The organism is Novosphingobium marinum (genome assembly GCF_013408095.1).
GTDB lineage: Bacteria > Pseudomonadota > Alphaproteobacteria > Sphingomonadales > Sphingomonadaceae > Novosphingobium > Novosphingobium marinum.
In genome coordinates this window covers 277,517-289,532 of sequence record NZ_JACBZF010000005.1, presented here as the reverse complement: position 1 = coordinate 289,532, position 12,016 = coordinate 277,517, and the positions used below count along the sequence as shown (strand labels likewise).

At 67.5% G+C, this 12,016-nt stretch carries 14 protein-coding genes; 9 read left to right on the top strand and 5 right to left on the bottom strand.

All coding sequences use genetic code 11. The features are described from left to right. Positions 1–2 precede the first annotated feature (2 nt). The gene (locus FHS75_RS14525) at positions 3–407 is read right to left on the bottom strand and encodes a hypothetical protein (protein ID WP_229735626.1); all 405 of its coding nucleotides are present in this window, start codon (positions 405–407) and stop codon (positions 3–5) included. A 166-nt stretch (positions 408–573) separates the two neighbouring features. Here FHS75_RS14525 and FHS75_RS14520 point away from each other — a divergent pair, with 166 nt between their 5' ends. The 5 genes from FHS75_RS14520 (at position 574) to FHS75_RS14500 (ending at position 3,641) form a co-directional block, all read left to right on the top strand. Beyond that, the gene (locus FHS75_RS14520; protein WP_179408403.1) at positions 574–927 is read left to right on the top strand and encodes an ArsR/SmtB family transcription factor; all 354 of its coding nucleotides are present in this window, start codon (positions 574–576) and stop codon (positions 925–927) included. Further along, a complete protein-coding gene (locus FHS75_RS14515) occupies positions 927–1,397 on the top strand; it encodes an ArsI/CadI family heavy metal resistance metalloenzyme (RefSeq protein ID WP_179408402.1) in 471 nt (156 codons plus the stop codon). The genes FHS75_RS14520 and FHS75_RS14515 overlap by 1 nt, the downstream gene beginning before the upstream one ends. Before the next feature lie 10 nt (positions 1,398–1,407). Beyond that, positions 1,408–1,908: an arsenate reductase ArsC gene (locus FHS75_RS14510; protein ID WP_425325960.1), complete on the top strand. Its 501-nt coding sequence runs from the start codon at positions 1,408–1,410 to the stop codon at positions 1,906–1,908. Continuing rightward, positions 1,905–2,975: an ACR3 family arsenite efflux transporter gene (gene arsB, locus FHS75_RS14505; RefSeq protein WP_179408401.1), complete on the top strand. Its 1,071-nt coding sequence runs from the start codon at positions 1,905–1,907 to the stop codon at positions 2,973–2,975. Before FHS75_RS14510 ends, arsB begins: the two co-directional genes overlap by 4 nt. Positions 2,976–3,056: 81 nt before the next feature. After that, a complete protein-coding gene (locus tag FHS75_RS14500) occupies positions 3,057–3,641 on the top strand; it encodes a ferric reductase-like transmembrane domain-containing protein (RefSeq protein WP_179408400.1) in 585 nt (194 codons plus the stop codon). Here FHS75_RS14500 and FHS75_RS14495 read toward each other — a convergent pair. Both FHS75_RS14495 and FHS75_RS14490 read right to left on the bottom strand, forming a co-directional pair. Continuing rightward, the gene (locus FHS75_RS14495) at positions 3,626–4,135 is read right to left on the bottom strand and encodes a ComEA family DNA-binding protein (RefSeq protein WP_179408399.1); all 510 of its coding nucleotides are present in this window, start codon (positions 4,133–4,135) and stop codon (positions 3,626–3,628) included. The genes FHS75_RS14500 and FHS75_RS14495 overlap by 16 nt on opposite strands. Before the next feature lie 322 nt (positions 4,136–4,457). Beyond that, on the bottom strand, positions 4,458–5,474 hold the full coding sequence (locus FHS75_RS14490; protein ID WP_179408398.1) for a polyprenyl synthetase family protein: 1,017 nt from the start codon (positions 5,472–5,474) through the stop codon (positions 4,458–4,460). Between the two features lie 119 nt (positions 5,475–5,593). Between FHS75_RS14490 and FHS75_RS14485 the strand changes: the two genes are divergently transcribed. From FHS75_RS14485 to FHS75_RS14470, 4 genes are all read left to right on the top strand, one after another. Next, positions 5,594–5,923: a chorismate mutase gene (locus tag FHS75_RS14485; RefSeq protein ID WP_179408443.1), complete on the top strand. Its 330-nt coding sequence runs from the start codon at positions 5,594–5,596 to the stop codon at positions 5,921–5,923. Positions 5,924–5,981: 58 nt separating this feature from the next. Continuing rightward, positions 5,982–6,560, top strand: coding sequence for a sigma-70 family RNA polymerase sigma factor (locus FHS75_RS14480; protein ID WP_179408397.1), 579 nt, complete (start codon positions 5,982–5,984; stop codon positions 6,558–6,560). After that, the gene (locus FHS75_RS14475) at positions 6,547–7,305 is read left to right on the top strand and encodes an anti-sigma factor (protein ID WP_179408396.1); all 759 of its coding nucleotides are present in this window, start codon (positions 6,547–6,549) and stop codon (positions 7,303–7,305) included. Before FHS75_RS14480 ends, FHS75_RS14475 begins: the two co-directional genes overlap by 14 nt. A 255-nt stretch (positions 7,306–7,560) precedes the next feature. Beyond that, positions 7,561–9,813 (top strand): YadA-like family protein, encoded by a 2,253-nt coding sequence (locus tag FHS75_RS14470; RefSeq protein ID WP_179408395.1) that lies wholly within the window; start codon positions 7,561–7,563, stop codon positions 9,811–9,813. A 120-nt stretch (positions 9,814–9,933) separates the two neighbouring features. On the opposite strand, the gene FHS75_RS14465 is transcribed toward FHS75_RS14470, so the two are convergent. Together FHS75_RS14465 and FHS75_RS14460 are read right to left on the bottom strand one after the other, a co-directional pair. Further along, positions 9,934–11,256 (bottom strand): sensor histidine kinase, encoded by a 1,323-nt coding sequence (locus tag FHS75_RS14465; protein ID WP_179408442.1) that lies wholly within the window; start codon positions 11,254–11,256, stop codon positions 9,934–9,936. A 79-nt stretch (positions 11,257–11,335) separates the two neighbouring features. Further along, complete coding sequence (locus FHS75_RS14460; protein WP_179408394.1) at positions 11,336–12,013, bottom strand: response regulator transcription factor; 678 nt, start codon at positions 12,011–12,013, stop codon at positions 11,336–11,338. Positions 12,014–12,016 lie beyond the last annotated feature (3 nt).

Genomic DNA, 12,016 nt, shown 5'->3' with positions numbered 1-12,016 from the left:
CCTCAGACTCCGCGGCGATAGAGGACGATCTGGAACAGATATTCCAGCACTTGCGAGGCGATAAGCGCGCCGATGACCAGGTGGAAGAAAAGCGTGCCGTTGCCGTGAGCGGTGAAACCGATCGCCGCCGAGATCACCCCGGCCCCGAGCGCGATCCCCGACCAGTTGCCCGCCCTCGCGATGATCGCCCGTTCGCGCTCGTCAGCGGGAGCGTCCGCCTCTTTCGGATTGGCGACTGCCAGCACGATCTGGACGACGACCGAGAGCACGACCACCACGACGACGTAGGGCACCAGCGTTGCCCCTGCCGGCGCGTCGGGCGCGGCCAGCGCCAGCTTCCCGTAATAGAGACCGGTCAGCACCATCACCGCCGCCATCACCCAAGCCGACTTTTCGCGAAACGACACTCCAGGCCTCCATGCCTTGTGTAAAACATCTTTTACATCCGTGGCGGGAGCCACCCCTGATGTCAAGAATTTTTGACACCGCTTCACTGCACTCTTTTCCCGAAGCGACTTGACGACCGCGATATAGTTCCATATTTCTATATTTATCGAATCCTTGGAGCGAGCAATGCAGCCCGACCGCGTCATCCGTGCCTTGTCCGCCCTTGCGCAGGAGCATCGCCTCGCCGCGTTCCGGCTGCTCGTGCAGGCGGGCCGGGACGGGCTGGCGGCGGGCGTCCTTGCCGAGCGGCTGGACGTGCCGCCCTCCTCGATGAGCTTCCACCTCGCCCAGCTTGCCAACGCCGGCCTCGTCACCCAGCGGCGGGAGAGCCGGTCGATCATCTATTCGGCGGACTATGCCGCGATGAACGGCCTGATGGGCTACCTGACCGAGAATTGCTGTGGCGGCGTGCCCTGCTCGGACGAGGCCGCATGCACTCCCTCCCCCGCAAACCCGCCTGCTGCAAGAAAGAGCGCCTGATGAAACGCTTCCACCTCCATGTCGGCGTTGCCGACCTCGATGCCTCCGTTACCTTCTACACCGCGCTGTTCGGCACCGGGCCGACCGTGACCAAGCCGGACTACGCCAAGTGGATGCTCGAGGACCCGCGCATCAACTTCGCGATCTCGATGCGCGCGGATGCCGCGAAGGGCATCGAGCATGTCGGGATGCAGGTAGATGACCGGGACGAACTCGCCGAAGTCTACGGCCGCCTGCGCGCCGCCGACCGCCCGGTGCTCGAGGAGGGCGCGACGACCTGCTGCTACGCCAGGTCCGAAAAGAGCTGGATCGCCGATCCCGACGGGGTGGTCTGGGAAGCCTTCCTGACCCAAGGCGACAGCACGACCTACGGCGACAACCCGGAACTCGACCGGCTCGCCTCGGACAATGCCGCCGAGGGCGCCTGCTGCGCGCCCGGAACCCCGCTCGCCAAGACCTCCTGCTGCTGAGGGCGGGAACGTGGCGGACGATCCGATGAACGTGCTCTTCCTGTGCACGGGCAACTCCGCGCGCTCGATCCTGGGCGAAGCGATCCTCAACCACGACGGCGCGGGCCGGTTCCGGGCCTTCAGCGCCGGGAGCAACCCGACCGGCAAGGTCAATCCTTGGGCGATCCACACGCTCGAGACGCTGGGCTACCCGGCGCAGGGCCATCGCTCGAAGAGCTGGGACGAGTTCGCCACAGAGCCCGAGTTCGACCTGATCTTCACCGTCTGCGGGAACGCCGCGGAAGAGACCTGCCCGGTCTGGCCCGGCCACCCGACGACCGCACACTGGGGCATTCCCGACCCGGCGGCAGTCGAGGGCAGCGATGCTGAAAAGGCCGCGGCCTTCCTTGATGCCTTCGGAATGCTCAAGCGGCGCATCGACCTCTTGCTGGCGCTGCCCGTCGCCAGCCTCGAACGGATAGCACTGCGCGACAAGCTCCACGCCATCGGGCAAGAGGCCGACGCGCAATGACCGCTACCGTGGCCGAAATCGATGCCCGCGCGGCGGGGCTCGGGCTGTTCGAGAAGTGGCTTTCGGTCTGGGTCGCCGCCGCGATCCTGGCGGGGATCGTGCTGGGCAACCTTGCGCCCGGAACTTTCGCGGCGCTGGCGGCGGTGGAGTACGCCTCGGTCAACCTCGTCGTCGCGGTGCTGATCTGGGCGATGATCTTCCCGATGATGGTCGCGGTCGATTTCGGCGCGGTTCGGCGCGCGGGCGACAAGCCCAAGGGACTCATCATCACCCTCGTCGTCAACTGGCTCGTCAAGCCGTTCACGATGGCGGCGCTCGGCGTGCTGTTCTTCGAGGTCGTCTTTGCCGACCTGATCGCGCCCGCCGACGCGCAGCAGTACATCGCCGGACTGATCCTGCTGGGTGCGGCGCCGTGCACCGCGATGGTCTTCGTCTGGTCGCAGCTCACGAAGGGAGACCCCGCCTACACGCTGGTGCAGGTGGCGGCGAACGACCTCATCATGATCGTCGCCTTCGCGCCCATCGTCGCGCTGCTCCTGGGCGTGACCGACATCGCGGTGCCGTGGGAGACGCTGCTGCTGTCGGTCCTGCTCTATGTCGTCGTGCCGCTGGCGGCGGGTGCGCTGGTGCGCCGACGCCTTCTGGCAAGCCATGGCGGCAACGAGGCGGCGGTGTCGGACTTCACGGCGCGGCTCAAGCCGCTGTCCATCGTCGGCCTGCTGCTGACCGTGCTGCTGCTGTTCGGCTTCCAGGCCGGGACGATCGTGTCGCGCCCGCTGCTGATCGCCCTGATCGCGGTGCCGATCGTGATCCAGAGCTACGGCATCTTCCTGATTGCATACGGCGCGGCAAAGGCGTGGAAGGTACCGCACGCCATCGCCGCCCCGTGCGCGCTGATCGGCACCTCGAACTTCTTCGAGCTGGCGGTGGCGGTGGCGATCGGCCTGTTCGGCCTCGGCAGCGGAGCGGCGCTGGCGACGGTGGTCGGCGTGCTGGTGGAAGTGCCTGTCATGCTTTCGCTCGTCGCGCTTGCCAACCGCACGCGGGGAAGCTTCGCGGCGGAGTGACGGTCGCAGCAAACCACGGCATCGTACGCCGTCGGAAGACTCCGGTTGCCATTGTCGCTCAGTTGCGGTCATGCGGAGCCGATGAAGACGCTCGCCGCTTCCCGACCGCTGCTCTGGCTCGTGCTTGCCCTGCCCGGCCTCTGGATAATCGGACGCTGGGCCACCGTTCCCCAGGCGTACGGGTACGGCCATGCCATCGGTGACAGCGGCGACTGGGCGGCGTGGTTGCTGCTGCTGACGCTCGCCGTCACGCCGGTCCGGTTGCTGTTCGGGGCGCGGAAGTGGACGGGCTGGCTGCTTCGGCGACGCCGCGACATCGGGGTCGCAAGCTTCGCCTACGCAGCGGGCCACACCGTGATCTACCTGGAGAAGAAGGCGTCGCTATCGCTCGTCCTCGACGATCTCGGTTCGCCCGACATGTTCGTCGGCTGGCTGGCGCTCGCCCTGTTCGCGCCGCTGGCCGCGACGTCGAACGACATCGCGGTTCGCGCGCTCAGGCGGTCATGGAAACGGCTGCACCGGCTGGTCTACCCGGCAGCGGTGCTGACCTTCGTGCACTGGGCGCTCGCCGCGTTCGATCCGACGACGGCCTGGATCCACATCGGGATACTGGCCGCCATCGAAACGACGCGGGTGGCGCTGCAGCGCCGTCAGAGAGTGACGTAGTTGCGGAACCGCGCGACTTCGGCCTCGTCGACGTACTTGCCGATCTCGCGGTCGAACTCGGCCATGTCCTCGTAGGGGCGGTATTCCTCGAACTCGCGGACCATGCGGTCGGTCATGCCGGGAATGAGGCGCAGTTCCTCTTCGCTGCCGGTGTCGAGATTGACCGGCACGAAAACCTTCGCGCGGACTGCCTCGGCCTCTTGCTCGGACAGCGTCTCGAGCAGCCGGGCGTTGAGGTCGGTCACGCTGGCATAGGGCTGTCCGGCAACGATCGCCGCGGCGAGTTCGGGCGACACGCCCTCGACGGCGGACAGTTGTTCGGCCGTGGCGGTGCTCGCGTCGAGGACGGTCATGGCCGCTTCCGAAGCGCTTTCCGACGCGACCGCGGCATCGGCCATAGCATCCTCGGCGGGAGCCTCGGCGGCTTCCTGCGAGCAGGCAGCAAGCGTGAGCGTGGCACCGGCGAACGCGGCGGCGAGTACGATATTGCGCATGTATTACCTCTTTCTTTGATGCGCCCCTCTATTCGACACAGGCGCGAATGCGAAGCCCTGTCGGGCCCTTCGACCGGAGATGAAATCCGTTCGCGCCGCAAAGTTCCCGCAGGTCGAAATCCGGCGCGGGCCGGTCCCGACGCTGTCCTACTCCGCCTCGACCCGCTACCTGCCGGATACCTCTTCCCTCCTGAGAACGCGAAAAACGCCCATGACAACCGTCAACTTCGCAAATCGGTTGCATCGCCTTGTAAACAGGGCACAAATCGTCGCAGGGCGTGGGCGACACCCTGTCAACTTCGTCAACTTCGGATTTGCGGGATCAGTAGCGGCGGGCAACCGCGAATTCGGCGGCCTGCGCCATCGCGGAGCGCGCGGCTCCGGCGGGAAAACCAGCGATGGCATCGATTGCGCGCTGGGCGAAATGCCGGGCGCGCTCACGCGTGGCGGAGACGGCATCGTGGCGGTTGATGAGCTCGACGGCGCGGGCGAGGTCTTCGTCCTCGGTGCAGAAACCGGCGATCGCGTCTTCCCAGAACTTGCGCTCATCGGGCGTACCGCGCGCATAGGCGAGGATGACGGGGAGCGTCATCTTGCCCTCGCGGAAGTCGTCGCCCCGGCCCTTGCCCGATTCGGCAGCCTCGGAATCGTAGTCGATGGCATCGTCGACAAGCTGGAACGCGATGCCGAGGTTACGACCGTATTCGTCGAGCGCGCGCTCCTCGGCCTCCGACCGTTCGGCGACGACGGCGGCGATGCGGGTGGCGGCAGCGAAAAGCGCGGCGGTCTTGGCGCCGATGATCGAGAGGTAGCGTTCCTCGCTCGTCTCGATCTCGCGCTGGGCAACGAGCTGGTCGACTTCGCCCTCCGCGATTACGGCGGATGCGCTGCTCAGGATCTTGAGCACCTTGAGGCTGCCGTCCTCGACCATCAGTTCGAAGGCGCGGCTGAACAGGAAGTCTCCGACCAGCACCGTCGCCGGATTGCCGAACACGATGTTGGCAGCTTCCTTGCCCCGGCGCAGTTCGGAACCGTCGACCACGTCGTCGTGCAGCAGGGTCGCGGTATGGATGAACTCGACCGCAGCGGCGAGCTTGTGGTGGCGCGAACCTTCGTAGCCGCACAGCTCGGCGCCCGCGATTGTCAGCATCGGGCGCAGGCGCTTTCCGCCGCCCGAGATCAGGTGCCCGGCCAGCGCGGGGATGAGCGGAATCTTGCTTTGCATCCGTTCCAGGATGACGGCATTCACGCTGTTCATCCCGCTCGCCGTCAGCGAAAGCATCGGGTCGAGCGAGGGCGGACCTCCCTTGGGGCGCAGCGGAACGACATCGGCACTCATGCCCGAGCGACATGGGGTTTCGCGCCTGCGAAGGCAAGTGCGAAGCGGGCAGTTGGCAGCCGTGCGAAGCCCGTGCTAGCGCGTCGGGCATGACCGACTCCCCGTCCCCTGCCGACCGGATGCCAGCCGACCAGGTGCTCGCCGGCTATCGCTCTAGCATCGACAACATCGATGCCGCGCTCATCCACATGCTCGCCGAGCGGTTCCGGATCACCAAGGCAGTGGGAGCCTACAAGGCCGATCAGGAGCTGCCGCCCTCCGATCCGGGTCGCGAGCAGCGCCAGATCGCGCGGCTGCGCAAACTGGCCGAGGAAGCCAACCTCGACCCCGAGTTTTCCGAGAAGTTCCTGCGCTTCATCATCCAGGAAGTTATCCGCCACCACGAGCAGGCACGCGGTCAGAACCCGGGGTCTCCGCCCCGTCCGGCAACCGCGGTACCACCGCGCTGACGACGCAGGGCACTCAAATCGCTGGACTATCCGGGCCGGCCCGCTAACCTTCCCGCCAATGGCACAGGGGACAGACGAAGCCGCCGCACGGCGCCAGCAGCTGGTCTTGGCGCTGGAGCGCGTGGCGACCGGCGACCGCGACGCGCTGCGGCAAGTCTACGAGATGACCTCGGCCAAGCTGCTCGGCATCATCGTGCGCATCCTGCCCGACCGCGAACAGGCCGAGGACGTACTGCAGGACGTGTACTTCAAGGTCTGGCGGCGCGCGGGCCGCTACGACGCCTCGCTGGGCAGCCCGATCTCGTGGCTCGCGGTGATCGCCCGCAACGCCGCCGTCGACGAGGCGCGGCGCAACGGCCGAACACCGGCAAGCGAGGACGGGGAACTGGAAAACATCGTCGACGACGCGCAGCTTCCCGACGATTTCCTGTGCGAAGCCGAGATGCACGCCGAAGTCCGCCGCTGCCTCGACGAGCTGGAAGAAAACCAGCGCCGCTCGATCCGCATGGCATTCTTCGGCGGGCTGACCCACTCGCAGCTCGCCGAGGCGCTGGCGGTGCCGCTGGGCACGATGAAGAGCTGGATCCGGCGCGGGCTCGCCAACCTGAAGGGATGCCTCGGCCATGGCACCGCCTGACGACGGCTCTGACCTGCCCGACGATCCGGTGATCCGCGCCGGGGAATACGCGCTCGGCGTGCTCGAGGGCGAGGAACTGGCGGCGGCGCAGCGCGAGGCAATCGCCGGCGGCGACTTCGCGGCAGCCGTGGCATGGTGGCAGCAAAAGTTCGCCGCGCTGGCCGAGGAAGCCGGTTCGCTGGTGCCTTCGACAGGGGTCTGGAACGCCATCGCGCTCCGCCTGCCCTCGCGCGCCACGGACGAAGTGCCCACGCCTGCCCACCCGGCAGAGCCTTCGGGTATCGGCGGCTGGAAACTGCTGGCGGCGCTGGCTACGGCAGCGGCGATCGCTGCAGCGGTGACACTGTTCGTCGCGACGCCGGGCGGCCCGCCCCGCCCTGTCGAGCCGGTCACGCGCGAAGCCGGACCGCAGATCATCGCCCAGCTCCAGTCCGAGGACGGCGAATCGCGCATCGCATCGCGCATCGACCCCGACACCGGCAGGCTGAATCTGTCGATAGCGGGCCTCACGCCCGAGGACGAGGCACGCTCCGCCGAGCTTTGGGTCATACCGGAAGGCGGCGCACCGCGCTCGCTCGGCCTCATCCCGGGCGACGGCGAAGTGACCCGCTCGCTGAGCGCCGAGGAAGCCTCGCTGCTGATCGAGGGCGCTACCCTGGCGGTGACGCACGAAGACCGCGCCGGCGCCCCGCACGAGGCCCCGACCCCTCCAATCCTCCTCGCCGGGCCATTGTCGCGGCTGTAAGGGGCGACCCGCGGCGCGATACTGCAATTGAATTAATTTACACGCCGATGCATCCAATTCGAGGACTGCAACGTTACTTGGCCACCGTTCCAGATTGGCTCGGTGCGCCGTAACCGAAATAATTGAGCCGTGTACTCGGGAGAACGATCTCAAGACCCCCGTTCAAGCATTAACTTTTGTTTTCATGTTCTCCGCAATGGGTTCATTTCTCATTTCAGGACGGCGCTTCTTTTGTACCTGAAGAGGCTTCGACCTATGCAGAATTACAAGCTACCCCGTCTTGCCGCAGCACTGCTCGCCGGCACCGCTTCGATCACGCTCGCCGGACCGGCCTTTGCCGATGCGACCGCACCCTGCAACGATGGCTCAGGTACCAACAGTACCGAGTGCGGATCGAACGCGACGACCGACGCCGATGGCGCAATCGCGGTCGGCACCGGTGCCAGCGCGACGGGAACCGACGCGGTCGCCATCGGCAGCGACAACGACGGCGCCGAACCGGCAACGGCTTCCGGCCCCTCGACTGTCGCGATTGGCGGGGAAAGCGACGCCACCACCCCCGGCGCAACGGCGGTCGGCTGGCAGGCTGAAGCTTCGGGCATGATGGGCACCGCCCTCGGACACCAGACCACGGCATCGGGCGACCAGTCGGTCGCGGTCGGCGAGGATGCGGTGGCAAGCGACGTCAACGCCATCGCCATCGGCAACACCGCGAACGCGGACGGCGGCGATGCCATCGCCATCGGCGGCAACCGCGATGGCGAGGACGGAACGCCGACCACTGCTTCCGGCCCGTCGACCACCGCGGTCGGCGGCCAGGCCGTCGCGACCGGCCCCGGTGCGACCGCCTACGGCTGGCGCTCCGAAGCGAACGACGAGCGCGCAACCGCGCTTGGCCACCTCGCCTCCGCGACCGGCCTCGCTTCCACGGCCGTGGGCGAAGCAGCGGTTGCCAACGGCGTTGATGCAGTCGCAATCGGCGGCGGCGTCGACGGATCGGGCGGCGCGCAGGCGATCGGCAATTCGACGACGGCAGTGGGCGGCGAAAGCATAGCCAGCACGCCCGGCGCTACCGCTATCGGCTGGCAGGCCGAGGCATCGGGCGCCATGGGCACGGCGCTCGGTCACCAGACCACCGCGTCGGGCGATCAGTCGGTCGCGGTCGGTGAGGACGCCGTGGCCGATTCGACGAACGCCATCGCCATCGGCAACACCGCCATGGCGACCGGCGGCGACGCCATCGCCATCGGCGGCAACCGTGACGGCGAGGACGGCATCATGACGGTCGCCAACGGTCCTTCGACGACCGTCGTGGGCGGACAGGCAACCGCGACCGGACCGGGCGCAACTGCATACGGCTGGCGCTCCGAAGCCGCCAGCGAGCGCTCGACGGCGCTTGGCCACCTTGCATCGGCAACCGGCCTTGCCTCGACCGCGGTCGGCGAAGCGGCCATCGCCAATGGCGTGGATGCCGTTGCCATCGGCGGCGGCGTGGACGGTTCGGGCGGCGCGCAGGCGCTCGGCAATTCGACCACCGCAATCGGCGGCGAAAGCATTGCCAGCACGCCCGGCGCAACGGCGGTCGGCTGGCAGGCGGTTGCTTCGGGCGCGATGGGCACGGCGGTAGGCCACCAGACCACGGCCTCGGGCGACCAGAGCTTCGCGGGTGCCGAGGACGCCGTCGCATCGGGCAACAATGCCATCGCCATCGGCAACACCGCGCTGGCCAGCGGCGGCGATGCCATCGCCATCGGCGGCAATCGCGACGGTGAGAATGGCATGCAGACGATCGCGACCGCACCTTCGACCACGGCCGTCGGCGGGCAGTCGCAGGCCACCGAGGCCGGCGCGACCGCCTATGGCTGGCGTGCCGTCGCCAGCGGCGTGAAGGCGACCGCGCTTGGCCATATTGCGGTGGCCAGCGGCGAGAACTCGGTCGCGGTGGGCGAGGCTGCACAGGCTTCCAATGCGAACTCGACCGCAGTCGGCTTCTCCGCGACCACGACGCGCGACAACCAGGTCGTGCTCGGCGGATCGGGAAGCTCGGTCACGGTCGGCGATATCGACGCCAGCACCGCCGCGCAGGCGGGTCCCGTCTACATCGCCACGGTCGACCAGTCGGGCACCATCGGTCGCAGCAGCACGACGAGCCTGGCGACTGCCGAGCACGTCGGTGCGCTGAGCAACCAGGTGAGCAACTTCGGCGGGCAACTCGGAGCGCTGAACGACCAGGTGACCACGCTGTTCGACCTTGCCGACACCAACCGCCGCGGCATCCGCAAGGCGCACGAGGGCGTCGCGCTGGCCCTTGCCATGGAATCGCCGGTGCTGATGCCGGGCACGAGCTTCGGCCTGTCGGGCGGGTTCGGCTACTATAACGAACGCGTCGCCGGTGCGGTCGCCTTCGCGGCCCGCGTCGGAGAAAACAGCGCCTTCAACGCCGGCATCGGCGTCGGTGCGGACAGCGGCGAAGTCGGCGCGCGCGCCGGTTTCCAGACTAGCTGGTAATCACGAGCTGCCCTGGGACGGGGGCAGGAGGCCGGGGTCTCCCCTGAGGGGTCCCGGCCTCATCACCGAGTGACCATGAAGACCGGGCAGCGCCGCATGCGCCGTCCCGGTCTTCCTGCGTCAGCCCGGACCGCTCGCACGCGGGAGCCTGATCCTCACCAGCAACCCGCCAAGGTCCTCGCTTTCGGCGAGTTCGACGGTGCCGCCGTAGATCTCTACCACGTCACGAACGATGGCGAGGCCAAGGCCGGTTCCGGGCTTTCCTGTGTCGAGCCTTGCGCCCCGGTCGAAGATGCGCGGCCATTCCGACTGGGGGATACCCGCGCCGTCGTCCTCCACCCAGACTTCGCAGACATCGGGATCGTCGGCGACGTCGACCGTCACGAACACGCTTCCGCCGCCGTACTTTGCGGCATTCTCGATCAGGTTGCCGAGCACTTCCTCAAGGTCCTGCCGCTCGATCGCGACGGTCGCATCGCGCTTGCCGTCGAGGTCGAAGCGGGTGTTCTCGTACAGCCGTTCGACCGCGCGCAGCACGGCTTCGAGGCTCGTCCAGACGCTCGCGCGCGACATCCCCGCCGCACGTCGCCCGACTGCCCTGGCGCGGGCCAGGTGGTGGTCGACCTGCCGGCGCATGACCGCAGCCTCGCGTATCACCGTGTCCGAAAGATCGGGCGCGCGCGCGGTCGCCGCGTTCATCACCACGGTCAGCGGCGTCTTCAGCGCATGGGCCAGGTTGCCGGCATGGGTCCGCGCCTCTTCCGCCTGGCGTTCTGTATGGGCAAGAAGCGCGTTGAGCTCCTCGACCAGTGGAAGAACTTCGAGCGGTAGCGGCTCCGTCAGGCGGTTGGCGCCGGTCGCACGCATCTTCTGGATGCCGCGACGGACATGGCGCAGCGGAAACAGGCCGTACCATGTCTGCAGCCCGGCCATGACGAACAGGCCGAGGCCGAGCGCCAGGAAGCTGTAAAGCAGAATCGAGCGGATCTGGCTGATCTGCTCGTCGAGTTCGGCGCGGCTGGCAGCGACGCTGAACCACCATTCGGTATCGCTGCCCGGCAGGATGATCGAACGCTCCATCACCCGCAGCGGCTCGCCTGCGAACTGGTCGCTGTCGTAGACATGCGGCTCGGGGTCGAAGTGATCGAGGCGCACGTCGAGGCTGCGATCCCACAGCGAGCGGGACGGAAAGTCCTCATGCCCTTCACCCCTTATCTGCCAGTAGAGACCGCTGTTCGGCTCGAGGAAGCGCTGGTCGCCGAGCGGACGGTTGAAGAACACCTCGCCGTCAGGACCGATCTCCGCCGACCCGACCATCGCGGTAAGCATGTAGCCGAGCTGCTCGTCGAAGTTGCGGGTGATGAGAGAGGTCAGCGTGCGGTCGAGCGCGAAGCCGCCGACGAACAGCAGGATCGCGATCCAGCCTGCCGCGATAAGCATCATGCGCTGGGCGAGCGAGCCCGTCTGGCGCACCTCGGGCTCCGGCGTCACCGCCTCTTCGGCGGGCGCGGGAGGCGCCGGATCAGCCGCGGGCCGGGTCGGCGGGGTCGTCGAGGCTGTAACCGAGGCCACGGATTGTGGTGATGACGTCCGCGCCCAGCTTCTTGCGGATGCGGGTTACGAAGACCTCGATCGTGTTCGAATCGCGGTCGAAATCCTGGTCGTAGATATGCTCGATGAGCTCGGTGCGGCTGACCACCTTGCCCTTGTGGTGCATGAGGTAGGACAGCAGCTTGTATTCCTGCGCGGTCAGCTTCACCGGCTCGCCCGCCAGCGTAACGCGCCCGGAACGGGTGTCGAGCCTGACGTCGCCCGCGACGAGTTCCGAGGATGTATTGCCCGAAGCGCGGCGGATCAGCGCGCGCAGCCGGGCGATGAGCTCTTCGGTCTGGAAGGGCTTGGCAAGATAATCGTCGGCGCCGGCATCGAGACCGGCCACCTTGTCCGACCAGCTGTCACGTGCGGTAAGCACGAGCACGGGAAAGTCGCGGCCCTCCTTGCGCCACATGCCAAGCACGGTCAGCCCGTCGATCTCCGGCAGGCCGAGGTCGAGGATAACCGCGTCGTACTCTTCGGTAGAGCCCAGGAAATGGCCGTCCTCGCCATCGGTCGACAGGTCGACGGCATAGCCGTTCTGTTCGAGCGTGGACTTCAGTTGCTGGCCCAGCGTGGGCTCGTCCTCGACGATCAGAATGCGCATGGT